The 25,316-nt window shown below is 35.7% G+C and carries 23 protein-coding genes; 14 read left to right on the forward strand and 9 right to left on the reverse strand.

Features of this window, described 5'->3' with window-relative positions:
- From A9G28_RS13545 to A9G28_RS05460, 3 genes are all read left to right on the forward strand, one after another.
- On the forward strand, nt 1-1,751 hold a 1,751-nt coding region (locus A9G28_RS13545), incomplete at its 5' end, for a hypothetical protein (protein WP_176702117.1).
- A gap of 31 nt (nt 1,752-1,782) precedes the next feature.
- Nucleotides 1,783-3,237: an RCC1 domain-containing protein gene (locus tag A9G28_RS05455; RefSeq protein ID WP_065580008.1), complete on the forward strand. Its 1,455-nt coding sequence runs from the start codon at nt 1,783-1,785 to the stop codon at nt 3,235-3,237.
- A 2-nt stretch (nt 3,238-3,239) separates the two neighbouring features.
- Nucleotides 3,240-3,695: a prepilin peptidase gene (locus A9G28_RS05460; protein ID WP_065580009.1), complete on the forward strand. Its 456-nt coding sequence runs from the start codon at nt 3,240-3,242 to the stop codon at nt 3,693-3,695.
- Between the two features lie 245 nt (nt 3,696-3,940).
- Here A9G28_RS05460 and A9G28_RS05465 read toward each other — a convergent pair whose 3' ends face one another.
- The 4 genes from A9G28_RS05465 to rplM all read right to left on the reverse strand — a co-directional run bounded on the left by A9G28_RS05465 (nt 3,941) and on the right by rplM (nt 6,131).
- Nucleotides 3,941-4,342, reverse strand: a complete 402-nt coding sequence (locus A9G28_RS05465; RefSeq protein ID WP_065580010.1) for a ClpXP protease specificity-enhancing factor — start codon at nt 4,340-4,342, stop codon at nt 3,941-3,943.
- A 47-nt stretch (nt 4,343-4,389) separates the two neighbouring features.
- Complete coding sequence (sspA, locus tag A9G28_RS05470) at nt 4,390-5,022, reverse strand: stringent starvation protein SspA (RefSeq protein ID WP_065566228.1); 633 nt, start codon at nt 5,020-5,022, stop codon at nt 4,390-4,392.
- Nucleotides 5,023-5,298: 276 nt separating this feature from the next.
- Nucleotides 5,299-5,691 (reverse strand): 30S ribosomal protein S9, encoded by a 393-nt coding sequence (gene rpsI / locus A9G28_RS05475; RefSeq protein WP_034915459.1) that lies wholly within the window; start codon nt 5,689-5,691, stop codon nt 5,299-5,301.
- 11 nt (nt 5,692-5,702) lie between these two features.
- Nucleotides 5,703-6,131: a 50S ribosomal protein L13 gene (gene rplM, locus A9G28_RS05480; protein WP_065566227.1), complete on the reverse strand. Its 429-nt coding sequence runs from the start codon at nt 6,129-6,131 to the stop codon at nt 5,703-5,705.
- Between the two features lie 275 nt (nt 6,132-6,406).
- Here rplM and A9G28_RS05485 point away from each other — a divergent pair, with 275 nt between their 5' ends.
- Nucleotides 6,407-7,033, forward strand: a complete 627-nt coding sequence (locus A9G28_RS05485; protein WP_065580011.1) for a YrbL family protein — start codon at nt 6,407-6,409, stop codon at nt 7,031-7,033.
- Here the strand turns inward: A9G28_RS05485 and A9G28_RS05490 are convergent.
- The 4 genes from A9G28_RS05490 to A9G28_RS05505 form a co-directional block, all read right to left on the reverse strand.
- Nucleotides 6,996-7,577 carry a response regulator gene (locus A9G28_RS05490; RefSeq protein WP_065580012.1) on the reverse strand — a complete coding sequence of 194 codons (582 nt, stop codon included), beginning with the start codon at nt 7,575-7,577 and terminating at the stop codon, nt 6,996-6,998. The genes A9G28_RS05485 and A9G28_RS05490 overlap by 38 nt on opposite strands.
- A 407-nt stretch (nt 7,578-7,984) precedes the next feature.
- Nucleotides 7,985-8,668, reverse strand: coding sequence for an amino acid ABC transporter permease (locus A9G28_RS05495; protein WP_065580013.1), 684 nt, complete (start codon nt 8,666-8,668; stop codon nt 7,985-7,987).
- 6 nt (nt 8,669-8,674) lie between these two features.
- The gene (locus A9G28_RS05500) at nt 8,675-9,400 is read right to left on the reverse strand and encodes an amino acid ABC transporter permease (RefSeq protein ID WP_065580014.1); all 726 of its coding nucleotides are present in this window, start codon (nt 9,398-9,400) and stop codon (nt 8,675-8,677) included.
- A 2-nt stretch (nt 9,401-9,402) separates the two neighbouring features.
- A complete protein-coding gene (locus tag A9G28_RS05505) occupies nt 9,403-10,236 on the reverse strand; it encodes an ABC transporter substrate-binding protein (RefSeq protein WP_176702118.1) in 834 nt (277 codons plus the stop codon).
- Nucleotides 10,237-10,713: 477 nt separating this feature from the next.
- Between A9G28_RS05505 and A9G28_RS05510 the strand changes: the two genes are divergently transcribed.
- The 9 genes from A9G28_RS05510 to A9G28_RS13750 all read left to right on the forward strand — a co-directional run bounded on the left by A9G28_RS05510 (nt 10,714) and on the right by A9G28_RS13750 (nt 23,494).
- Nucleotides 10,714-11,955 (forward strand): NRAMP family divalent metal transporter, encoded by a 1,242-nt coding sequence (locus tag A9G28_RS05510; protein ID WP_065580016.1) that lies wholly within the window; start codon nt 10,714-10,716, stop codon nt 11,953-11,955.
- A 15-nt stretch (nt 11,956-11,970) separates the two neighbouring features.
- Nucleotides 11,971-12,747: a LamB/YcsF family protein gene (locus A9G28_RS05515; protein ID WP_065580037.1), complete on the forward strand. Its 777-nt coding sequence runs from the start codon at nt 11,971-11,973 to the stop codon at nt 12,745-12,747.
- A gap of 91 nt (nt 12,748-12,838) precedes the next feature.
- Nucleotides 12,839-14,437 carry an urea amidolyase family protein gene (locus tag A9G28_RS05520; RefSeq protein WP_065566220.1) on the forward strand — a complete coding sequence of 533 codons (1,599 nt, stop codon included), beginning with the start codon at nt 12,839-12,841 and terminating at the stop codon, nt 14,435-14,437.
- Nucleotides 14,430-16,178, forward strand: coding sequence for an acetyl/propionyl/methylcrotonyl-CoA carboxylase subunit alpha (locus A9G28_RS05525; protein WP_065580017.1), 1,749 nt, complete (start codon nt 14,430-14,432; stop codon nt 16,176-16,178). Before A9G28_RS05520 ends, A9G28_RS05525 begins: the two co-directional genes overlap by 8 nt.
- Before the next feature lie 131 nt (nt 16,179-16,309).
- Nucleotides 16,310-17,659, forward strand: coding sequence for an SWIM zinc finger family protein (locus tag A9G28_RS05530; RefSeq protein WP_218057329.1), 1,350 nt, complete (start codon nt 16,310-16,312; stop codon nt 17,657-17,659).
- The gene (locus A9G28_RS05535; RefSeq protein WP_065580019.1) at nt 17,649-20,897 is read left to right on the forward strand and encodes a hypothetical protein; all 3,249 of its coding nucleotides are present in this window, start codon (nt 17,649-17,651) and stop codon (nt 20,895-20,897) included. The genes A9G28_RS05530 and A9G28_RS05535 overlap by 11 nt, the downstream gene beginning before the upstream one ends.
- Nucleotides 20,898-21,077: 180 nt before the next feature.
- Nucleotides 21,078-22,328: a serine/threonine transporter SstT gene (sstT, locus tag A9G28_RS05540; RefSeq protein ID WP_065566216.1), complete on the forward strand. Its 1,251-nt coding sequence runs from the start codon at nt 21,078-21,080 to the stop codon at nt 22,326-22,328.
- A 470-nt stretch (nt 22,329-22,798) separates the two neighbouring features.
- Complete coding sequence (locus A9G28_RS13745) at nt 22,799-23,131, forward strand: hypothetical protein (protein WP_218057330.1); 333 nt, start codon at nt 22,799-22,801, stop codon at nt 23,129-23,131.
- A gap of 24 nt (nt 23,132-23,155) precedes the next feature.
- Nucleotides 23,156-23,494, forward strand: a complete 339-nt coding sequence (locus A9G28_RS13750) for a hypothetical protein (RefSeq protein WP_218057331.1) — start codon at nt 23,156-23,158, stop codon at nt 23,492-23,494.
- Between the two features lie 105 nt (nt 23,495-23,599).
- Here the strand turns inward: A9G28_RS13750 and A9G28_RS05550 are convergent, their stop codons facing one another.
- Entirely contained in the window at nt 23,600-24,667 is a 1,068-nt protein-coding gene (locus A9G28_RS05550; protein ID WP_065580020.1) for a DUF3829 domain-containing protein, read from the reverse strand.
- A 270-nt stretch (nt 24,668-24,937) separates the two neighbouring features.
- Between A9G28_RS05550 and A9G28_RS05555 the strand changes: the two genes are divergently transcribed.
- On the forward strand, nt 24,938-25,165 hold the full coding sequence (locus A9G28_RS05555) for a ChaB family protein (protein ID WP_065566912.1): 228 nt from the start codon (nt 24,938-24,940) through the stop codon (nt 25,163-25,165).
- Nucleotides 25,166-25,316 lie beyond the last annotated feature (151 nt).

The following is a 25,316-nucleotide window of genomic DNA, read 5'->3' on the forward strand; positions in this document are numbered from 1 at the left end:
AGACAGCACTTGAACAAAATCAGCAAATGGCATTGAATTATATTAATTATTTTGTTCATCAAAAAATTAGTAGTGATAAATTAGATGGTGCTAATATAAAAATAGAATATAAAGCAGATAAAAAAGAATATGATATTGCCTATAATCAAATTTTTAATTCTTTAATTACTCGTAACGATTACACTGCCAATAGGAAAAGTGAAGCGATTTCTGTAAGTAATAAAACGGAAAGCTATGGCAATACTCAAAAATATGATGTTGGTGATACAGTTGCTATTGCGTTTATTAGTGATTTTTCAGGTTCAGCAACATGTGAGTACAGTAATACACAATGTAATGATTATACTTCAGTTGTTAGAAATAGTGATACACGGCGCCTTAATTATATGAGAAAGGCAATAGGAGACGCTATTAGCAGATTTGAAGAGTATCCCATATATAATTTTGCTTTGGTTCCTTATGATATTGGTGTCCCTGTTTTAACAAACGTTAACAATCCAGCTGATGGTGAAGGTTACTCGTGCTCGGTTATGTACAAAATGCAGGCGCCTTACGATTCAATTGACTATAATTTCTGGGCAAATAAAAATATCGCATATCCAAAATGGAGTAAGTTGAAAAAAGTAAATCTAATTGATGATTATTTAACCTATAACTATTTCAATAGATTTAACAAAAATACAGTATATTACTATCTGGATTATTATTATTATCTTTATTATTCAAAAATCATCGGTCCTGCGGTAGGTGCTCATAGTGATAGTGATTTAGTAGATAAAAACCTTTGTGAATATAGGCATAATATTGAACAGGTTAATATGGGATCTTCTCGATATGCTTGCAATAAGAAAGCCCCTGATGACTACCCATTATCCCTTCGAAACAGAAGAAAAGTTGAGAGACAATATGCTAAAATAGTTCAATTATATGATTATATGTTTTCTGGTGACTATGATGATGTGCACAGTTCATTTGCCAACACTAAGACAGTTGATGTCGATGGAACTATCGAGTCATTATTTACTAGAATGAATCAGAATATAATAACGTTTAACCGTATTATATCGCCTACCATGACTAGTTTTTCTCCATTTCAAGGGATGTGTCAATCGCCTTTATACAGTAATGGTGTCATGAGTAAAAAAATGATTAATATGTCAGATTCGGAAAGGTTTGCTGAAGCAGCAAACCATGTTAGAAATTTTAAAGCATTACCTCATTTAGTCCCTTTAAGTGATGATAATGAAGATCATAAAGCTCACAATAGAGAGCTTCGAGAATTTATTAGTGATAATAATGTAACTTGGCAGCCTGGCGGTGGAACGGATACTATGACTGCTTTACTGAGAACGGTCCCTGTGATGGCTAAAGAAAGCTCTAATAATAAAATTATGATTATTATTACTGATGGCAAAGATGACAAAGGTGCGGATCAACTTAGAGATGATTTTTTAGATGGTAATGTTTGCCAGAGTATAACAGAAGGTTTAACATCTAAGGAAAACTATAATAAAGGTTATATTAAAAAGCCTGCTAATGCAGCCGCTATTTATTATATAAAATTAGATCCTAACGCTAGTAACTTGACAACTGATGCAGAATATGAGGCTATGTACGGCAAGTGGTTTACTAAGTGTATGAAAAATAATAAAAATTATCTATTTGAAGCTCGAGATTACCAGTCATTATTTGATGCAATAAATAGAATTATTGAGGTAGAGACAGGTAACTTTATTAATAAAAGTGAGTAAGCAAAATAATGATGAATAGGAGTTACCAAAAATGAGAATTACAAAAATCATTATGTTATTTATGACCTGCATATGTTTCCCATTGTTAGCGGATAATGGACAATCAAGAGATAAACGTACAGATGCATTAGTTTTTCTGAATACGTCAGAAGCAGATCCAATTGCAAGAACTGGTTTAAGGAAAACAGGTCTAACTATAGAAAATGGCGATCTTTGGGTTTGGGGTTACAGATATACAGGACAACAAGGTAATGGGGTTACTCATGTTCGTCGTGACCGTCCGCCCGCTAGGGTTCATACTTTTGTTCGAGCTGGGCTATCTATTACTCAAGTCGCTGCGGGTAAATATCATATTATTGCTCTTGATGATCGTGGTGATGTTTGGGGGTGGGGTAGAAACTTACACCATGAAGCTACAGGCGGTCAACAAAAGGATGGGCGGAAAGATGACACATATGTCAATCAACCTGTTCCTGTTTTGCAGGATCAAGATGTTATTGAAATTGCGTGTGGAAGATATAACTCTTTCGCTTTGACAAGAAGTGGGGATGTATATTCTTGGGGAAGGAATCCTCATGGTCAAGCGGGAACGGGTACTCGTTCTTCTAAAGTTACACTTACAAAAATTACTGGATTTGATGGTAAAAAGATAGTAAAAATTGGCGCTGGCTATGATAGTGGTTATGCCATTAGTGAAGACGGGGAGGTGTTCGCTTGGGGAGACGGAGATCGTGGTGCTTTTGGTGAAAAGCTAGTCGGCAGAGAGAGATTTCAAGCTAAACCTAAAGTTATTACACAGAACCTGAGAGCGGGTATACCTCATTTTTCTAGTGGTAAACAGATTTTGTATATTGGTGGTGGAAGTGCTTATACTATGATTTTGCTTGATAATGGCAGAGTTTATGGTATGGGAAAATCTAGTCGCTTAGGTATTCAAGGTCCATATGAAGAAGATGAAGAATTACCAGAAGATAATGATGACGGAGAAGGTGATGATTTGGATGAAAATAATGATGAAATTGAAGATGACCAAGATGACTATAATAAAGAGTTAACACCAGAAGAGTTAGATGAGGAAAATGCAAAAAGAGAAGTTAAAGGCTCTACGCATCCTGTCCCAACGTTGGTTACAGAACATATTCACTCACTTTTCTGCCGTTTTCGTGGTTGTGTTGCTATCACTAATGATAATAAATTAGTGACATGGGGACATAGATTAGGACTTTATAAAAATATATTATATGGGGCACATCCGACAATTAGAGATAATATTCATGGGCCTTTGACCAAAATAGATGTTGGTCATCAACACTTTTTTTATTGGAATGAAAAAGGACAAGTTTTTGGTGTTGGTTACGGTTCGGGTAAAAAATTTAGTCCTAATAGTAATAGAAGACGAGATTGGCCAGGATTGGAAATGGAATTTCTTACTGATGAGATGAAAAGAGTTTATGGTAATGATTATATTCCAGGGCAAGTGCAGTAATAATGATGAATCAACTATTAATTAATGATGTTATTATTTTAACAATTTGGGGATGTTTATTAGTGGCGTGTTATACTGATTTAACACGCAGAATAATATCAAATTATATTGTTTGTATAATATTCATCCTCGCTATTTTGAATTTTATTTTTGGTGCAGGCCAACTAAATTATAAAGCATCAGGAATATTTTTGATTTGTGGTCTATTTATGTTTTATTGCCGATTAGTTGGAGCAGGAGATATAAAATTAATTACAGCACTCTTGATATCTATTCCACCGAATGATGTTTGGGGTTTTTTAGCGCTAATTACATTACTTGGGCTGCCGATTGCAATTATAGCAATAATATATAAATATATTAAAAAACCAAAAGCAGGAGTCACATTACCTTATGGTCTAGCAATTAGCGGAAGTTATTTTTTAACGTCAATTACACTATTTAAAACAGTATTCTAATAATTACTTATTGTTCTCCCCCCCCCCGAATAATTACACTTTGATGGATAGCTTTTTTGGGGGGGCATTTATTTAGCTCTGTATATTCTTTACGCTAAGATTAAGCTCTTGTAACTACCCCCTAAAATAGTACAGCCAAAAAGTAGTAGAATCAATTTAGTTAAATGTAGTGATATTTTTACACTAATTAATATTATGTCGCCCATTTACTAATATGTGCATGGGCGTAATAACAAATAAAATAGCTATTTTACAACACGAAATGGATTAGTTTTTGGTTTCGGGTGTTGAGGTGGAGTTTCGCATTGGTCTTGATGATACTGCGGTTCATCTTCAAATCCCATACCAATGCCATTTTCACGCGCATAAATTGCTTCAATAGCCGCCATCGGTACAACAATGTGTTGAGGGACACCCGAAAAACGAGCATTAAATTCTACTTGTTCGTTCGTTGCACAATATTGACCTACAGAATGAGGAGCAATATTTAATACAATTTGATTATTTTGAATGAACTCTTGAGGAACTATCACACCATATTTCGAAGTATTAACCACAATATAAGGTGTTAATTCATTATCTAAAATCCAGTCATAAAAAGCCCTAAATAAATAAGGCCGGCGAGGAGTCATTTGCTCAAGTTCCATAAAAAGCCACCTTGTTTACGATTATTATAAGTCAGATAAAATTATTATTATGATCTTATCTTTTTTTCGTCTTCTGTTAATGAATTAATGAAAGCTGGTCGTTCAAAAATTCGTGCCATATATGCCAAATAATTTTTTTCAGCAACTTTAGGTAACTCAATACCAAGCATCGGTAAACGCCATAATAATGGAGCAAAATAGCAATCACTTAACGTAAAATCATCACTCATAAAATAAGGCTTTTCTTTAAATATGACCGAAATAGAAACAAGATCATCAAGTAAATTTTTACGTGCAAGCTGTGCTTCATTACTACTAGGATCATTAACAATAGTTTCATAAGCACTATACCACTCTTTTTTGATGCGATACATTGTTAATCGAGAGTTAGCACGAACAATAGGATAAACAGGCATTAATGGTGGGTGGGGAAAACGTTCATCAAGATATTCTAATGCTATATGTGGTTCATATAACGTTAGATCGCGATCAATTAATGTTGGGATTGAACCATATGGATTAAGATCCAATAATTCTTGAGGTAAATTATCTGCCGTTACAAACTCAATTTCCGCAGTTACCCCTTTTTCTGCCAGCACAAAACGAATCTGATGCCCGTAAATATCTGTTGTATCACAAAATAATGTCATCACAGAACGTTTATTAACAGCAACAACCATATTCACTCCAAATATGAAAAATTAAAATAAGCTTCATTGATTACTATTCTAACAAATTGAATAACAAATTTGTTAAAAAAATGAATTTTATTGTTATCTTTATTTTAAGAAACTGTTTTATGGCAATAAAATATCAGATGGTATATACGTTTTAGTAGAAAATGATTTTTACTATATAAGTTAATTCCAATGAAAATAGTGTTTTTAGTTATGTGGATGTATTTACGAAAAAAAACCCAGCCTTGGCCGGGTTTTGAGAACTTTTGTAAAGTTGTATTAACGCTTGCTGAATTGTGGACGACGACGCGCTTTGCGTAGACCCACTTTTTTACGTTCAACTTGACGAGCATCACGAGTAACAAAACCTGCTTGACGTAACGCTGAGCGTAAAGTTTCGTCATACTCCATTAATGCACGAGTAATACCGTGACGAATTGCACCAGCTTGACCTGAAATACCACCACCTTTAACAGTGATGTAAAGATCAAGTTTGTCAGTCATTTCAACTAACTCTAACGGTTGCATAACAACCATACGAGCTGTGTCACGACCAAAGTATTGCTCTAATGAACGTTTGTTAATAACGATGTTACCACTACCTGGTTTGATAAATACACGAGCAGCAGAACTTTTGCGGCGACCTGTACCGTAATATTGATTATCAGCCATCTTCTATCCCCTTAAATATCTAATACTTGCGGTTGTTGTGCCGCATGATTGTGCTCATTACCAGCATAAACTTTTAGTTTACGGTACATTGCACGACCAAGAGGACCTTTCGGTAACATGCCTTTTACAGCAATCTCGATGACTTGTTCAGGATGACGTTCAATCATTTCTTTAAAAGTCGCTTCTTTTAGCCCACCGATGTAACCCGTGTGACGATAATAGATCTTATCAGTGCGTTTTTTGCCTGTTACAGCAACTTTTTCTGCATTGATAACGATAATATAATCACCTGTATCAACATGTGGTGTGTATTCTGCTTTGTGTTTACCACGCAAACGGCTTGCGATTTCAGTAGCTAAACGACCTAACGTTTTACCTGCTGCATCAACAACGTACCAGTCGCGTTTAACTGTTTCTGGTTTAGCTGAAAAAGTACTCATTCGTAATTATCCAATTTTTAATTAATCTCACGTTAATAAATCAGTTGATTTATTTACACTTTTTGATTGTTACTATTAATCAACACACCCCTTCGAGTGGTTATATTAATGCTCACAACCTAAAACAACATTGGGAAAAACGTTGTCGTAACGTGGGTGGCGATATTATACAGAAATAATATAAAAGCGCTAGAGTAAAAATAAAAAATCATGGCGAGAAAGAAGCCTTACTGATAAACTTAAAATCAACATTAAATAACACAATATTTATACAAATGAACAAAACTATTCAACTTTCAGAAAAAGATTATATTAACAAAGGATTGCATCGTAAATGTTATCATCATCCTAGTGATCTTAATAAGTGTATTAAAGTAAATTATAATGATGGTGCCGAAGAGGAAACTAACCGCGAAATTGCCTATTATAAACATCTGATCAGGCGCAATATTTCATTTGAAGCGTTAGCTAAATATTATGGCTCGGTGTTAACCAATTATGGTCAAGGTCATGTTTTTGAACTTATCCGTGATTACGATGGAAAAACAGCGACATCACTTGAAAAATACCTTTCTGATGAAAAGTTAACACAACAATATTATGCTGATTTAGTTATTTCATTAAAAAATTTAAAATCGGCTTTATTAAAAAACCGTATTATTACTATGACAATAAAAAGCAAGAATATCTTGTTTCAGCACTTAAGTGCTGATAAAAGTCGTTTGATTATTATTGATAATATTGGTAATTCGACGCTTATCCCTATTGCTAATTACATTTCTTTTTTTGCTAAAGCGAAAATTGAACGAACTTGGCAACGTTTTTTAAACTCAATTGTTAAAGAGAATAGCGATAATCGATTAATTACTCGTTTAGTTGATGAAGTGAAGCAGTCATCCTGAATTCTGCAATAACACCTTTTGCATTATCTGTTCTATTTTTTAAGGTAAATAGGCTTTGATGTAATTTAGCAATACGATTAACAATACTTAAACCAAGCCCTATACCATTATGTTTGCGAGCCATACGAAAAAAGGTTTGGGTTAGCTTTTCGCTTTTAGATTCATCAATGCCGTTACCTTGGTCTTGTACAGTGATAAGGATGTCTTTTTTATCCTTATTGCAACTTACCAAGATTTTAGTCTCATTGGGGCTGTATTGATAACTATTTTCAACTAAATTACGTGTTAGTAGTCTTGTATCTCGTGCCGTCAAAATCAAAACTGGTGTTGTAATACCATTTTTTCGCCAATGCATTAGCAATTCAAGTCCATCACAATCAGGTAGCCCTAAATCCAAAATGATTAAGCTAAATTGTCCAAATTGGATATATTGTTCAGCTTGATTACCATTTTGTGCAACTTCACAGACATAACCGTTTGAAGTTATACCGCCGTATAGACCTTTTTGTAACAAACTATCATCTTCAACAATTAATATCTTCATTGTTCATTACCTTAATACCGATTTTAGCATTATTGAACATGCGCAATAATTTATTTTATATTGGGCTTTACATTGCTAAATCTGTTTATTTAGTCCAATAAAGCGACAATCGATTAAGAAATTTATGAATATTTATCCCAAGCTTTTAATTAAACATGCGGATATGAGGCTCACAATAAATCCAACAATAACCCCTAATGACAATTGAATATCCAAAACATGTCACATAAAAATAATTGGAATTTATATTTTGACTCGTTAATCAAAAATAAAAGGTTGCTTGTAAATTATGCAAATAAACTATTTTCTAGATCTATTTAACCTAGTAATAATTTAACGCAAAAACCTTAAGGCAACCTTAAAATAAAAAAACAATTAAGAAATAAGGATAGAAAATAGATAATGTATTATTTAAAAAAGCATAATAAGTATTTTGGTAAAATCGAAGCCGCAAGATCAAGTGTGGCACAAATAATAAAATAAACTACAATGACAAATAAAAAGATTTCGGTTGGATAGACCATACTACGATTATTAATTTGTGTTGCAACAAAAGTAAATTCAGCCACCCCGACAATATAAGCCAAAGAAGTATCTTTAATAAGTGATACCCATTGGTTAACAAAAGACGGTAACATCATTTTAACGGCTTGAGGTAATATAATAAATATAATCACCTGTTGTTTAGTTAAACCTAATGAAAACGCTGCTTGCCATTGCTCTTTAGCCACCGCAATCATGCCGGCATGAACGGAATGACCAATGTATGCAGCACCTATTAAAGATAGAGCAAATATCACGGTTGCAATTGCTGGTATATCAACATGAAGCACCATAGGTAACAGAAAGTAACTCCAAAATATAAGCATAATAACCGGAATAGCTCTAAAAAAACTAAGCACACTAATTAATAAATTATGTAAAATTCCTTTTAAAACCGTTAATCCTACCCCTGCCAAAATACCTAAAATTGTTGAAAACAAGATAGCGATAATACTTATTAATAATGTTAAGAAAATACCTCCAGGGAAATTTCCCCACATTAAGTAACCTAAATTATGCCAAATAACTTCAAATCCTTTAAAGCCCATAAATAATTACACCCTACCTGTTTGCAATTGTTTTGTTTGATAAATATTGCCTAAAGTTCCAACTATTACTATCGTTATAATATAAAGTAAAGTTGCAATAGCAAAATCTTGAAAGGTTTTTAATGATTCAGTTTCGATTTGGCGCGAGACATAAGAAAGTTCTAACACACCAATAGCCATAGTTAATGACGAATTTTTAATAATATTCATGTACTGACCAATTAAAGGTGGAAAAGCAATGCGAAAACTTTGTGGTAAAATAATAAAACGCATACTTTGCCACCAACTTAAACCCAATGCTAATGCGGCTTGCCCTTGCGCTCCTCTAACTCCAGCAATACCAGCTCTAAACTCTTCGGCAATAAAAGTACAGGAATAACAAGTTAAACTAATTGAGCCTATGATGAATTCAAATGATGGCATTTTCACTGAAAAAAAGAACAATTGAATTTGTGGTTCTTCAAATAACCATAATTTAAATTCGACTGGCAATAAACTACCTACCCCAAAATACCAAAAAAAGAGTTGAGGTAGTAACGGAGAATAACGAAAAATTGCGCTATACCCCATTACGATTATTTGAATGATTTTAATTCGACTTTGTTGAGCAATAACTAGTAAAAAACCCAGTAATGTTGAAAAAATAATGGTAAGCAATGAAATAGCCAACGTAACTAAAAAACCATCCCATAACCACCACAAATAACGTGGTTCAAGTAATTGCTCGTACATAACTACTGACCTTTACCTATTTTAAAATCACCACGAGGCATAGCCGATGTTGTTTCAGGTCCAAACCAACGGTTATGAATTGTTAATGCTTCGCCATTTTTTTCAAGCGTTAACAAAATTTGATTTACTTTATCTTTTAAACGAGTTTCCCCTTTTGGTATACCAACAGCTTGATATTCTTCAGTAATACTAAATGGTGAAATTTCAAATGCTGCTCGTTGCTCTTCAGGTAAATTGGCTAATAAGCCAATTAATTTTGCATCATCTTGAGTGATTGCCTGCACAACACCATTACGTAATGCTGCAAATGCAAATGGCGTATCATCATAAGAAATCACCTTAGCCGTTGGATATTTTTCACGTAATGTAATTTCCATAACTGTACCTTTATCAGCACCAATACGAAGATTTTTCAAATCGTCAGCTGATTTTAATACCCCCTTTTTTGCTACAAATTTTTGACCAGTCGCAAAATAAGGCAGACTAAAATCAACTGTTTTTGTTCTTTCATCAGTAATGGTAAAATTAGCGACAATTAAATCAGCTTTTTTTGATGTCAATAACGGAATTCTATTAGCGGGATTAGTTGGGATTAGCTTAACGTTAACGTTTAACCCTTTGGCTATCTCGTTAGCATAATCAACATCAAGTCCTGTAATTTTATTGGTCTTTTCATCAATGTACCCAAACGGCGGGTTACTATCAAATACCGCTATTTTGATTTCGCCTCGTTTTTCAATATCATCAAGCCGATCTGCGTAGGCAGAACTGGTACCTAATAGTGTGCTTATTAAGGTAATAGCCGTAAGTAATTTGGTTAATAATTTCATCTTGATTCTCCACTATAAAGGTTTTTATCTACGTTTAAAGTCTATCAATAAAGAATCAAATGAATAAATAGCAAATATTCACATGGTTATAACTTAAAGTTATATGGAGAATTATCTGATTAAGGATTTTATCAATAATGAATAAAACTAATAAAAGTTGGGTATCACATACCAAGATAGAAAATTTTACTAACTTTTACTAACGCAAGATGCACTAAATTAAGTTATTAATGTTCATTTTGGTGCAAATTAGCGTTATTGTGTGTTAATTATTCGCTTATCATTCCTTGGTGGTAGGTAATTATAATTATTTTTAATTAGTTTTTTTACTCGAAAACAGTAATTATAGGAACCATTCTTGTTATTAATAGATGTTGTTAGCCTATGGCATAATGTTTGCATTACTTACAAAAGTAGTAAAAATTCGTAAATAGGGTGGCCGTGTCGATAATTAAAAAAAACAAATTAAAAGGAGATAAGCACATGAAAGATCAAGATCATAGCAGTAGCGCCGTTGCTTTTGTTAAAAATCGGCGAGCTTCGTTAATCAGTGCTATTTTTTTAATGGCAACTTCAGCAATTGGCCCAGGTTTTATTACTCAAACAGCGACTTTTACTGTTACCCTTGGCACTGCTTTTGGTTTTGGTATTTTAGCCTCTATTATTATCGACTTTGTTGTTCAACAAAATATTTGGCGAATTGTTGCATTAACTAAAATGAACTCTTCGGATATTGCTAATGCGACTATTCCATTCAGTGGTTATGTACTCGCAGTACTGATCATATTTGGTGGGTTGGTGTTTAATATTGGTAATATAGCGGGTGCAGGCTTAGGTTTAAATGCACTTGTTGGGCTTGATCCTAAGTGGGGTGGTGCAATCAGCGCATTAGTAGCGGTTTATATATTTTCATCACGCAAAGCCAGTAATTTTATTGATCGCTTAATGATTGGTTTTGGTTTGTTGATGATTATTTTGACCTTATTTGTGGTATTTGCATCACATCCACCAATTGGACAAGCTTTAAAAGAAACCGTTTTTCCAAGCAATATTGATTTTGCCTCAATTACGACCATTGTTGGTGGTACGGTTGGTGGTTATATCTCTTATGCTGGAGCTCACCGTTTACTTGATAAAGGGATGGTTGGCGCTCAGCATATTAAATATGTTTCAGGCGCAGCAACAAAAGGAATTATAGTTGTGGGTTTGATGCGTTATATCTTATTTTTAGCCATTTTAGGCGTGGTAGCAAGTGGTGTCACTATTGATATTTCAAGTTATGCTGCCAATCCTGCATCGCAAGCCTTTCAGGCAGCTTTGGGTGAATTAGGATTACGGATTTTTGGATTAATTTTATGGGCTGCTGCAATAACTAGTATTATTGGTGCTGCTTATACCTCAATGACTTTTATTACTCCTTTTAGGCGTTCTATTACTGAAAAGCAACGCCAATTTGCAACCACTATTTTTATTATGGCTTCTCTGGCTATTTATTTAGCAATGGGAACCGCACCTGTATCATTATTGGTTTTTGCCGGTGGTTTTAATGGTCTAGTATTGCCAATTGGTTTAACTATCTTTATTTATATTGGTTGGAAGCGTGCCGATCTTATGTCAGGCTATCATTATCCTAGATGGTTATTGTGGTCAGGTCTGATTGTCTGTGCCATTACTTGGTATATGGGGGCGATGTCTGTAGCCACTATCTTTAACTATTTAAAATAGAAGGACAATATGACAATAACTAAATTTATTGATTTAAATAGTGATCTTGGCGAAAGTTTTGGACAATGGAAAATGGGCAATGACGAGGCAATACTAAATGTTGTTAGTAGTGCTAATATTGCTTGTGGGTTTCATGCTGGTTCGCCAGAGGGTATTTTAAAAACCTTAAAAGCCGCTAAGGCGAATAATGTGACGGTGGGAGCCCATGTCGGTTATCCTGACTTAGTTGGTTTTGGTCGCCGTAATATGGACATTGCCACCGATGAGCTAAGCGCTGATGTAATTTATCAAATTGGTGCACTTAAAGGATTAGCAAAATCGATTGGTACCAACGTTCGGTATGTGAAACCACACGGCGCATTATATAATACTATAGCACATGATAAACGTCAGGCAATGGCGGTAATTAATGCGATTTGCCTTATGGACCCTTCGTTGATTTTGGTTGCTCTTGCTGGATCACCACTCATTGGATGGGCTAAAGAAAGTGGTTTGTGTGTAGTTGCTGAAGCTTTTGCTGATAGAGCGTACTGTGCTGATGGAACATTAGTTTCTCGCAAAGAAGCTGGTGCTGTATTACACGATCCTGATTTAGTAGCTGAGCGTATGCTACAGCTTGTTAATGATGGGGGAGTTATCTCTGTAGAAGGGCAGTTTGTGGATATTAATGCTGAATCAATTTGTGTGCATGGCGATAGTGCTGGAGCCTTAGCTATGGCACAAAAAGTACGGGAGAAATTACAACAAAATGGCATCATAATAACCCCATTTGCCAAGAAGGTTGCTGCTTAAGTTGGCTATAAATGTATCTTTTAACATGATATAACAAAATAAAATTTATATATTTGGTAATTAGGACTTGATCTATGTATAGAGGTGCTTAATGAGATTTTTACCCGTTAATCTTGATGCGCTTATTGTTGAACTCAAAAGCCTTGAACAAACAATGGCGTTGACTGATGCACTTCAACATGTTATTCCACATTGGAATATAGAAGAAATAATCCCCGCTGCACGCACGATATTAATTCGTTATAACCCCATTGTGACTGATGCTAATACGCTTGCTAAGCATATTGCTCAATTGGATATTGCAGAACATGTAATGCAATCTGGCGAATTGATCATAATACCAGTTAGGTATAATGGCGAGGATTTATCCCAAGTGGCTGAATATCTAGGGATAACCGTTAGTGAAGTCATTGCCAGACATACCAATAATGAATATCAAGTGGCTTTTTGTGGTTTTGCTCCAGGCTTTGCTTATATGGTAGCTAAAAATGCTGAACTTAACGTGCCACGCCGTCAATCACCAAGAGTTCGTATTCCTGCTGGCTCTGTTGCATTAGCGGGTGAATTTAGCAGTGTTTATCCCCAAGCAAGCCCTGGTGGTTGGCAACTTATTGGAACAACTGATACAGCAGTGTGGGACTTAAACCGTGATCAACCTGCGTTATTGAAGCCGGGTAACCGCGTTAATTTCATTGATGCTAGTAAGTCATCTAAAAAATATTATTTACCGGCTGCTAAAAAAGCCAATAAAAGCATTAGCCAACAACAAGATATTAAAATATTAGCAACGGGATTACAAACACTCATACAAGATAAGGGTAGAATTGGTCAGGCAGCGTTAGGTATTTCTGAGTCTGGCGCCATGGATAAGGGAGCTCTGCACAGTAGCAATCGTATTTTAGGAAATCCAATTAATGAAGCCGTATTAGAAATTACGCAAGGTGGGTTTAAAGCACAGATAAATCGTAGTATGTTAGTTGCCGTCACAGGGGCTGAATGTGAAATAAGTATTACAACATCAGCGGGTGAAATGTATCATGCTGCAATGTATCAACCGATCCAATTGGAAACCGGTGATATTATTAGCTTAGGCAGCGCAAAATGTGGTGTACGTAGTTATTTTGCTGTACGCGGTGGTTTTCAGCTATCGCCTATTTTAACAAGTTGTTCTTATGATACTCTTGCGCAAGTTGGGCCATCACCGCTTAATGTTGGTCAAACGCTAGCTATTAAGCACAATCAAAACTTAAATGCGGTGTCATTAATGGAAACCCCCGCTATGCGCTATCCTACTTGTGATGATGTTATTGTATTAGATATTGTGCTTGGGCCGCGCACTGACTGGTTTACTAAGCAAGCCGTAGAATTACTTTCTTCGCAACTATGGCAGGTTACACCAGCCTCTAATCGCATTGGTTTACGCTTATCTGGTGACATAGCTTTAAGTCGTGACAAGCAACAAGAATTACCAAGCGAAGGAACTTGTGTTGGTGCAATACAAATTCCTGCTAATGGGCAACCCGTGCTATTTTTAAATGATCACCCATTAACTGGGGGATATCCTGTTATTGGCGCTGTGTGTAATTATCATTTAGATTTAGCCGGTCAAATTCCAGTTAATGCTAGAATAAAATTTAATCCTATCGGGATATTTAAAGAATTTGAAGGGAGTGATGTTGATCATGTCTGAAAGTAGTCAAAAAATAACTCATAAAGTATTGATTGCTAACCGAGGTGAGATTGCCGTACGTATTATACGAGCGTGTCGTGATATGGGTTTTTTGTCTATCGCAGTTTATGCCGATGCAGATATTGATGCACTTCATGCGCAAATGGCTGATGAGGCTTATGGGTTGTTAGGTAATCTACCAAGTGAAACTTATCTTGATATTGCTAAAATCATTACGATAGCAAAAAAAGCAGGTGCCACAATGGTACATCCTGGTTATGGTTTTTTATCAGAGCGTGTTGAATTTGCTAAATCAGTACAAGAAGCTGGTTTAATATGGGTTGGTCCTAATCCAGAAACGATTGACATACTGGGCGATAAAGTGAAAGCCAGACAGCTTGCTTTGCAAGTTGGCGCTCCTTTAGTGGTTGGAACAAAAGCGCCAGTACAAGATGTTAAAGAAGTGGTTGAGTTTGCTCATACTCATGGTTTACCGATTGCGATTAAAGCTGCTTTTGGCGGGGGTGGTAGAGGCTTAAAAGTTGCTTGGCATAAGGACGAGGTTGAAGAGCTTTACCATTCCGCTGTACGTGAAGCGACAGCGGCATTTGGGCGTGGAGAATGCTTTTTAGAACAATTTTTACATAACCCTCGGCATATTGAAGCACAAATTATTGCTGATAAGTTAGGAAATGTCGTAGTTGTTGGAACACGTGATTGTTCATTGCAACGTCGCAATCAAAAATTAGTTGAAGAATCACCCGCACCTTTTATCTCCGAGCATGTAGAACAACAAATTATTCAAGCTTCAATTGCTATTTGTACCAAAGCAAACTATGTAGGTGTTGGTACAGTTGAATTTTTACTTAGCCAAGATGGCAAATTATCTTTTCTTGAAGTCAACACTCGGTTGCAAGTTGAACACCCTGTCACAGAAGAAACAACCGGTGTTGATCTTGTTATTGAACAGCTACGCATTGCTCAAGGCTTACCACTTAGTATTACTCAAACGCCTAAATCACGAGGTCATGCTATTGAATTTCGTATTAATGCTGAAGATGCGGCAAATGGTTTTTTACCCGTAGCTGGAACGATTACGCGTTTTGATGCGCCAACAGGTCCTGGTGTACGCTTAGACAGTGGCGTAGTTGCGGGATCGTCCATTCCTGCAATGTTTGATTCACTTATTGCAAAACTTATTATTGTTGGAAATAACCGACAGCAAGCTATAGCAAGAGCTCGGCGTGCATTAGCGGAATTTTCAATTGAGGGCGTTGCGTGTGTATTACCATTTGATCGTGCGGTCATTGAGCACCCTGATTTTTGTGATGATTTTAACGTGCATACACGTTGGATCGAAACTGAATTTGATACCGCGATAGCGTCAGCAAAAAGGCAAGTACCACAAAAAGAAGAAATACTTACACATACTTTTATTGAAATTGATGGTAAGCGTTGTAAACTTGGTTTACCTGCACAATTATTAGCTGGATTATCTTTGCAAACAGATGTTAATTTGGCTACACCTTCTTGTGGCAAAGCGGCGCTTTCTGAGTTAATTGTCCCATCGCCTGTCTCAGGTAGCCTTTTTAAATGGGTGATAAACGATAATCAAAAGGTAAATGCAGGGGATGTGATTGCTATTATGGAAGCCATGAAAATGGAAGTGCAAGTTATAGCACATCGACATGGTGTTTTAAAACAAATAATCAAAGAAGGTAACTATGTCAATGCGGATGTTGCCATTGCTGAAATTGTATAGATTAAACAGAAAAAACAATCATGTTTTTTATCAAAATCACTGAAATAATCAAATATAGACGATATATTAAGCTTATTTTATACTCGTTGCGTCAGATAGTTTGTCTATGTTCATATGTAGGATAATTTATATTGAAGTTTTCTCAGCAATCAACGTTAACAAATGGGGCTTTAGCTTTAGCATTATCATCAGCCTTAACACCTAATGGGATTATTGATAACCCTCAATTTTTTACTGGTTACGCACTTTATCCACAAATTCTTGCTAGATGTTTACTTGTATTAGCAGATATTACTGCGACCCGATATTTTAAACCCGTACCAGTGGCTTTGCGAGATCCTATTTTATCTGCTCAGGGGGATCAATTAAGAGCTGAGGTTTTTTCTGCCTGTAATAGTGTTTATGCTCGTTTGGATTTATTACAACAAGGCTTCGATGGGCAAATATTACGCGGTACAACCAATGTCGATATTGGCCTTGGTTTAAGGCAAGCACTAAATCAGGTTAATAGTAAGGATAAACTTCACCTCAATATTGGTGAGCAAGGCTTAGCAACGCGCCATATCCAACAACAAGATCACGATGTGATCAGTATAAAAACTGTTGTTGAGCGCCCAGTTGAAATGCCCGATAGGTGGATTCGAGCACTTGGCAATCTTACTGAAATTCATACTAAAATGGCGGCTGTTTTTACTGTAGCGGGAATTCATGCGCAAACTTTTATTGCAAGATTGCCAGCAGTAACAAGCAAACAACAAGCAAGTTGGGTCGTTCCATCTAATACGGGCGTTAAATTGGCGTCTCAAGGTGATATTAATAGTGTCTATATTTCTGGCTTACATAGATTAAGTGCACTGAAGCGGTTAATGACCAACATAAAAAGCTTAACGTTTTATCGATTGGAAAGCGGAGAACAAGGGCCATGTATGGTTGAAGTCGCTCTTGATGGTGCAAGGCTTACCTTAAGCTTAACTGCTCAGCCATGGCAGGGGTATTCAGGTGAAGGAGCATTACTTGAATCGCTTGTGCCAAAACAGCAATTACAAAATGTTCAACTTGTTCAATCTATTTTGCAATTTGATTCGCAGATTGATCCGGCGCAATTATCTTCAAAAACTCATTTAGATGCTCGGAATATCGATAGTGCGTTGGCTTACCTTGCTGTTTCAGGCAAACTTGGTTTTGATGCCTATCAAAAAAGCTATTTTCATCGCCAATTGCCTGAAGATCCTAATCGAGTCATAAAAGATAACCCACGTTTAAAATCGGCCTATAAGCTAGTTGAATTTATTGATCAGATTGATGAAACCACTTGGATTGTTCATTCTAATGATGAAGATTATCAAGTCCGTTTAGTTAGACAGAATAATGAAATGGTATCGCAATGTAATTGCTCATGGTATTTAAATCATCAGCTTAAAAAAGGACCTTGCAAACATATTTTAGCGGTTCAAATTAAGGAAAATATTTATGAATGCTAACTTAGAAAAAGCAGAAGCTATTTTTACTTCATTAAACTGGAATAATGTTACACCAGATAATATTTTGCAACAGCCGTTAGGCAGTAAGGAACAGCAAAAAATTGCCCTTTCTGGATTAAAAAGTGGCGAATGGGATGGATATGTTCGTAGGGGAGACTCTTTCGAGCTACAAGACTATGTTAAGTGTAATAAAGCATATTTAGTGTTGTATGCTATTAGGATTGGGGTATCAGCCAGCCGAGCACTAAAGCTTGTGCGTTATGCCCATTCCTCTTTGTTATTGCCCGTTATTATGGCGTGCGGTGAGAATTATGCGCAGAAATTTGTACAATCAGCATCAGCACCAACAGATCTTGTTGCTCAGTTAGTCGATCAATTAAATTTAGCGATTCCAGAAAATCCCAATTATATAAGTAATTGGACTTTGTACGCAGCCGTTGCTATGCGGGGTGACGATATTGTAAAGCATTTTTACGATAAAACCCCGCCAAATTTAGCGCAATGTCAGCGCCGATTTTTTGAACACATTCATATTGCTATAGCGTTAAATATACCAGCAACACAATCTTTTACTCAGTTATTTAGTTTAGGGGTAGCATTAGGTTGGCTTGAGTATGAGCAAGCAAAAGAACTTCTTTTTTTAGCCCTAGATATCGCCTCTCGCCCTGTAGATCGTAAAGCATGGCTTTATGCACTTGATGGTTTAGGTATTACTGATGCTGAATTTTGCCAACGGGCATCTGCTTTAATTCCATTGCTAACAACGGGGGAGGCTGCGATGATTAATCGATTAGCACCTGTTTTAATTCCGTTTGTTGATGATGAATTACTAGTTGAAGTGATGACGGCCAGTTTATCGTCTAAAATAAAATCGACGCAAAAATTGGTGTTAAAAACAGCACTCAACCGTAATATACCCCAAAATGCTGATCGGTTTATGCCTTTATTTACTTTATTACTTACCCAAACCGATGACTCGATTGTTGCTTTAACCAGAAAAATAATTACACAGTGGCAGCTTGATGGTGATTTTACGCAAGCTAGCCCAGTGGCATTAAAGCAACTTTGGCATCCAACGCCATCGCTTTGGCAATTACCACCTTTCGAGTTAGCGCCTATTTCACCCGATATATTAACAGAGCTAGCCTCTGAATTGGTAAAAAGGGACGTATCTGCCCATGATTGTGTGATGGAACGGTTTTTAGCTGTCGCCAATACGATCGCTTATAACGATCCTCAAGCCGCAAAAGCGAGTTTAGTCGGCGTAAAATTGCGAGCTGACGAGTTACTCGGTTTTATATTTTATTGGCGCAAAGGCAAAGAGATCCCGTATCACGATAATTTTACTTGTTTATTAACTGCGCGCGATTATATTGTCTGTAAAAACTTAGGAAAAATCCCTTGTTTACTGTCAACGCCAAGTATGAGTGATCTGTCAATAACTGTGGATGATCTTTGTCAGCGATTAGAGACTTATCAGCAATTAAATATTGATGTATTAGAAGCGGATCTATTTTTAGCATTGACTCGTCTTGATGTATCGACACAATCATCAACGAAAGAAAAACTTAGTAAACTAAAAATTACTGTCACTTTGCCGTCAGGGCAAAAAATGTCGCAAAATGCCGAGGCTTTGATCTTAGAGTATCTTAATGATCCCGTGATTGAACCAAAATTAGCGTTAAATGCTAATATTAATGATGTGTCGTTTCTTCCTCAATCATTAAGTGATTTTCCAGAACGAATAGGCAATAGTTGGTATACTGCTGAGCTTTTTTCTATTTTTCCTTTATGGGGCGATAGTGCTATACCTTCCGATATTGATTGGGCCAAATCATATCATCAAGGTTTTGTGTTTGAGCAACTTGTTAAAAAACGCTCTCCTTTTCCCCCTCGTTCAGCAATTACACTTTTAGCAGCACAGCGAGCTCATTCCCCTCATGTGCTTGGTAATATAGCACAAGCCGTGAATCAAGCATGGCAACGAGGATTGCTTATACCTGGAGTGGCCGATGTTTTGCTATTGGAGCGTTTAGGCTCGCCCCCTTCCCGTATAGCAAGTTTAGTTGCTGTATTAGCTGATATTGGAAAACAAGGGATGCTTTCGGTAGTTTGGCCCATTTTCGATCAATTAATTATTGCTTCATGCAATGCGCTAAGAATGTTATCAGGCACTGTTGAAACGGTCGATGCCATCGCTGAATTTTTACCTGAAGTTCAATATGCTGTTGATCAGGGTATAGCTGATGCAAGCCAATTACAATTATTAGGCATCAGGATGTTAGCCAGTAAAAAAGGTAGTGCTAATGCAATAAAGAAAGCCCAAGCGATAGTTGACAAGCTCCCTAATATAGCACCAGCGCCTTTAAAACAAGAAGTGTCTATGCTGGCGCCTGATGATTTTGATCAAGTATGGGTAAAGACGGAAAAAATTAGCGTTGTACCTGAAGATAATGTTTCTATTTCTGTGAGTAAACCTGTCATTAACCCATCTTCTCAATTTTCTAAACGTTTGTCTAAATCGTTATTATTTACTTTGAAACTTCCTAATGTAGCAAATCAAGTTTTCCAGATTGTTAAAGGTGATTGGTATTATGATTTAGAAAACGAATGGCAATGCGAAGCTTATCCCGCGCCATTGAATCATTCAGAATTTTGCATTGATTCTCAAACAGAAAGCGTTTGGTTACACTGGAGTGAAGCGAGCCAATGTCTGGTTGTTGAAAAGAGCCGATATTGGTTGGAAAATTGTAAAAATGCCAATAACTTAATTTTTTCTAACGCATTGGTAATGGTGATTATTGGATTATTAGCGCAAGATAGTGATACCTATCACACAAATTCAATTTTTGAACAAAATGTTGAACAAGGCGTCATTGACGCTGATATCATGCGTAAAGCAATTATCTTATTCCTTGACTATCCCGATTTTAGCCCAGCTAAATTAATCCGATTACTGGAAAAAAAGCCTAATTTACTATCAGTATTTTACCCTGTATTAATTGAGAGCATTAAGTTTGTAGGAAAAATAGCAAAACGAGGTGAAAAAATACCTGCTTGGATCAATCGAATTTTAGATATTTCATTCATTTATGTGCCTTATTTACAAGAAGCAACAAAGCGTGGTTATCTCTCTGAATCTGATTCCCATTGGCAAGGATTAGCCGACATAGCCCATGCAAAAGTAAAATCAACGGCAGTAAATAAAGCAAGACAATTGCTTGAGTTTATTAAGTAATGTAGTTATTTATTAAAAATATATTTGGTAATGTAAAGCATGTTTAATTTGTAAATAATTAAATTTAGTAATTATTCAAATTGTTATATAAAAAAACATTATGATGATAACTGTTCTCTATAAAAATGTTGTCAAATTATGTTAAGGTTTTAGGACTGTTTTATATAACGAGAAAATACTGTGACACACTCAACTAATCCTTTGATTCGTTTTTATTTTAAAATTGGGCTAATACCACAAATTATTTTAGGCTTAGCCTTAGGTATTGCATTAGCCTATTTTTATAAAGACGTTGCATTAAATATGTCCTTTATTGGTGTTCTTTTTATTAACGCGCTCAAATCAGTTGCTCCTATCTTGGTACTTATTTTAGTTATTGCTTCAATATCTAATCATCAACATGGTAAACGCGCCAACATGGGCACATTACTTATACTTTATTTTGCAGGTATGATGATGGCAGCATTATTGGCAGCGGTAGCTAGCTTTATTTTCCCTTCTAAAATTTCATTGGGGGCAGATATTGATCAAATCAAAGTAGAGCCACCAGGGAGTATTATTGAGGTATTAGCAACGTTATTGAATAAGATGGTCGACAATCCTGTCAATGCACTTGTTGATGCTAATTATATTGGGTTGATTGTTTGGGGTGTAGGTATTGGGATTGCGTTAAGGCATTCGAGTGAAACAACCAAAACGATGATGCACGATCTATCTTTAGCCATTTCGTTTATCGTTAAAATTATTATTCGCTTTGCGCCAATTGGTGTGTTTGGCCTGGTATCTTCTACATTGGCTGAAACTGGTTTTGATGAACTCAAAAAATATGCGCATTTATTGGTAGTGTTAGTTTCGTGTATGTTCATCGTAGCTCTGATTATTAATCCACTTTTAGCATTTTTGGTCATGCGAAAAAATCCATATCCATTGATTTTAACATCACTAAAAGATAGTGCTATTCCTGCTTTTTTTACTCGCAGTTCTGCTGCAAATATTCCAGTGAATATTGAAATTTGTAGAAAATTAGACATGGATGAGGATACGTATTCCGTTGCTGTGCCATTAGGTGCTGCCATTAATATGTCTGGCGCAGCCATTACTATCACAGTGCTAACATTAGCAACGGTATATTCAATGGATATACATATTGATATATTTTCTGCTGTATTACTTTGTATTGTTTCTAGCGTGTGTGCCTGTGGTGCATCAGGGGTTGCGGGCGGCTCTTTACTGCTTATTCCTGTGGCTTGTAGTATGTTTGGCATACCGAATGATATTTCAGCGAAAGTTGTTGCTATTGGTGTTATGATTGGCGTCGTTCAAGATTCTGTTGAAACAGCACTTAACTCGTCAAGTGATGTGGTCTTTATTGGTGCCGTCTCGGCAAAACTAAAACGCGATAAAAGAAAGGAAATGTCTTCTTTTTCATAACTTATTTATAATTTAGTGACTATTGATAATTAAGCCTGATCGATATTAGGCTTTTTTGTTAATTGAGTTCTTTAATCAAAAGGCAAATTATTGCTTTTAGTGATATGACTATTTATTATGAGTTAATATTAAATTATTTATATTCGCATAATACAAAATAAGGAATATATATGCCTTTCAATGCTATTGTTTTAGAAAAAGATGAGGTTAATGGATTTTCAAATTCGCTAAAAACTATCACTAAATAGCAATTATGCCAACAACAAGGCGATACTTTAGTTCAAATTGAATATTCGAGTATCAATTATAAAGATGCATTAGCATTGACCAATACAAGCCTTATTGTTAGACAATGGCCAATGGTGCCGGGCATTGATGGTAGGGTTTTTGAGTGTCAAAGTGGCCGTTATTAGTCTGGTGATTTCGTTATTTTAAATAGTTGGGGGTGCGGTGAAACTCACTGGGGGTGCTTGGCACAATATGCTTATTTAAAGTCTGAATGGTTAATACCTTTGCCCAATCAGTTTACCGCTCATCAGGCAATGGCTATTGGCACAGCGGGTTATACTGCTGCACTTTGTGTTCAACGAATTATTGATTTTGGTATACAACCACAAGATGGTCTGATTTTAGTGACAGGTGCAACAGGTGGCGTTGGCTCAATTGCCGTTGCGTTACTGGCCAAACTTGGGTATCAAGTTACCGCATCGACTAGTAAAATTGATGAAGAGTATTATTTACGTCAACTTGGCGCAGTTAATATCATTGATAGCCAAACATTAAAAGAAACAGGTAAGCCATGACAAAAAGAGCAATGGTCAGCTGCTGTGGATGTTGTTGGGTCACATACTTTAGCCAATATTTGTGCGCAAACCCAATATGGTGGTATTGTAACTTGTTGTGGACTTGCTCAAGGTATAGATTTATCAACAACGGTTGCACCGTTTATTTTACGCGGTGTTACATTAACTGGTATAGATAGTGTGATGGCGAGTTATGATAAGCGTATTGCTGCGTGGAATTTATTGGCATATTACCTAGATGAAAAACTGCTATCGCATATTAGCAATACAATTTCATTAACTGAATGTGTTGAGGCAGCAAATAAAATGATAGCTGGGCAAATAAAGGGGCGTTGTGTTGTTGATGTAAACAAATCGACTTAGGATGCTAATATTGGGCTATTATATTGATCAATAGCGCTTGTAGTCACTCAAACGCTTAAAAGTTGGTGGTGCAGCATTACCACCAACTTAGTTTATAACGTAATTTTAATTGATTACCGAATTATAGCGGTCAATAACATGGTCAAGTGTACCATTCAAAGACTTGACTTCATTTTCTATCTTGGCAGTCTGTAACTCTTTTAAAACAACTTTCATTTGATTAACCAATTGAGGTAATGTATCGGCAAACTTATCATAATAAATATTGTTCAAAGCTTGTTTTTTGATCAAGTCAGTTTTGCCTTTATTGGCAATTAATTCATTGGCTATAGATTCTAGTTGTTCAATTTTTGGTTCAATTATTGATTTATCAAGATTTTTAAAGTCATTATTTTCAGCAAAATTTCGATTAATTAATGCTACAACTTCTTCAGATATATCTATGAATTCAATACAATTGTAGTGAAGCATTAATCCTTGATTTTTAATTTCTGCTTTTTGAAATGCGTGGATCTCTTTATATAATTTATCGTAAGCGATAAAAGCAATATCTTCTGCTTCAATATATTGATTATAGGCATTTTCTAGATTGTTGAATAGTTCAGGTAATTTAGCCAGTTCATCTAACTTATATTCATTCGTTGTATAATATTTAGCAGCTTTGTCATAAGCTAAGCCTAACTCAACAAATTTATCACCTAAGACTTTGCCAGCATTATCAAGCTCGGGAAGTTCTGGTTTGATTGCTATTAATTTATTAATCAATTGCTTATAATCATCAAGATCTTCAGGAGAAGGATTGGAACCGACAAAAAGACCTATACGTTTTATTGGATCATTTTTTATGCGATTGTAATCGATGTTACCATTTTTGTCTTGAAATTGTTTTAAATATCTGTCAACTTCCTTATCAAGATTAATCAGTGTAGATGGCAAGGAAACTCTGTTTGTTAACTGTTGCTCGGCTAAAGTAAAATTGGTGTTAAAAACACTTAACCACAGATTACCTTTATTCGCTTTTGCTGCTATTTGTTGTGAAGTATTTTCTGAAGTTTTTTCTGAAGTTTTTGCTTCGGAAACTGTGGTCGACTGAGCGGTTTTACTTTCTGATTGATCATTGCAACCAATCATTAAAAGCCCAGCAATAAATATTGTTAAGAATTTTTTCTGCATCTTTTTTCCTTAATGTTATTATTAGTTTAATAATTTGACACTTTACATTTTTTTTTATTTTTTTCCAATAAAATATGTGTTTATTTTAGTGCTATATATTAATTTTGGAAAACTGAAAAGAAAATATACTGTTTATTAGCTATTAATAATGCTTGTGTTTCTTTCTAAAAAGGCATAAATTTGACGCTTATAAGTTGTTTTGCAAATGATGTCTGCGATTGCTATTTGGAATTTTTAACCATAAAAGATTAATTTATGGAGGAAACCTATATGCCGTATCAAACTCGTGATGATTTGCCAGCTTCTGTGCGTCATGTTTTGCCAACGCATGCGCAAGATATTTTTAAAGAAGCATTTAATAGTGCAATAAAAGAATATCAAGATCCCCACAAAAGGCGTGATCATAGTGATCCAGAAACGATTGCCTTCAAAGTAGCTTGGGCGGCTGTTGAAAAGACCTATCATAAAGATGAAGAGGGTAACTGGGTTGCTAAATAATTTAAGTTGAACCATAAAACTAAACATCTTTAATTTTTTCTGCCCGATTAGTGAGAAAATCTACTATTTTTATCGATATACTGACCTATATACCCTTTCTCATTGATTGAGCAGAAAAGAATTTGTGATGATATATTGCTTATTGAAAAGC

This window comes from Gilliamella sp. Fer1-1, from assembly GCF_001690825.1.
GTDB classification, from domain to species: Bacteria; Pseudomonadota; Gammaproteobacteria; order Enterobacterales; family Orbaceae; genus Gilliamella; species Gilliamella apicola_C.

Coding starts and splice junctions, on each gene's coding strand:
- A9G28_RS05455 (WP_065580008.1), top strand. CDS start 1,783: ATGAGAATTACAAAAATCATTATGTTATTTATGACCTGCATATGTTTC.
- A9G28_RS05460 (WP_065580009.1), top strand. CDS start 3,240: ATGATGAATCAACTATTAATTAATGATGTTATTATTTTAACAATTTGG.
- A9G28_RS05465 (WP_065580010.1), bottom strand. CDS start 4,342: ATGGAACTTGAGCAAATGACTCCTCGCCGGCCTTATTTATTTAGGGCT.
- sspA (WP_065566228.1), bottom strand. CDS start 5,022: ATGGTTGTTGCTGTTAATAAACGTTCTGTGATGACATTATTTTGTGAT.
- rpsI (WP_034915459.1), bottom strand. CDS start 5,691: ATGGCTGATAATCAATATTACGGTACAGGTCGCCGCAAAAGTTCTGCT.
- rplM (WP_065566227.1), bottom strand. CDS start 6,131: ATGAGTACTTTTTCAGCTAAACCAGAAACAGTTAAACGCGACTGGTAC.
- A9G28_RS05485 (WP_065580011.1), top strand. CDS start 6,407: ATGAACAAAACTATTCAACTTTCAGAAAAAGATTATATTAACAAAGGA.
- A9G28_RS05490 (WP_065580012.1), bottom strand. CDS start 7,577: ATGAAGATATTAATTGTTGAAGATGATAGTTTGTTACAAAAAGGTCTA.
- A9G28_RS05495 (WP_065580013.1), bottom strand. CDS start 8,668: ATGGGCTTTAAAGGATTTGAAGTTATTTGGCATAATTTAGGTTACTTA.
- A9G28_RS05500 (WP_065580014.1), bottom strand. CDS start 9,400: ATGTACGAGCAATTACTTGAACCACGTTATTTGTGGTGGTTATGGGAT.
- A9G28_RS05510 (WP_065580016.1), top strand. CDS start 10,714: ATGAAAGATCAAGATCATAGCAGTAGCGCCGTTGCTTTTGTTAAAAAT.
- A9G28_RS05520 (WP_065566220.1), top strand. CDS start 12,839: ATGAGATTTTTACCCGTTAATCTTGATGCGCTTATTGTTGAACTCAAA.
- A9G28_RS05525 (WP_065580017.1), top strand. CDS start 14,430: ATGTCTGAAAGTAGTCAAAAAATAACTCATAAAGTATTGATTGCTAAC.
- A9G28_RS05535 (WP_065580019.1), top strand. CDS start 17,649: ATGAATGCTAACTTAGAAAAAGCAGAAGCTATTTTTACTTCATTAAAC.
- A9G28_RS05550 (WP_065580020.1), bottom strand. CDS start 24,667: ATGCAGAAAAAATTCTTAACAATATTTATTGCTGGGCTTTTAATGATT.
- A9G28_RS05555 (WP_065566912.1), top strand. CDS start 24,938: ATGCCGTATCAAACTCGTGATGATTTGCCAGCTTCTGTGCGTCATGTT.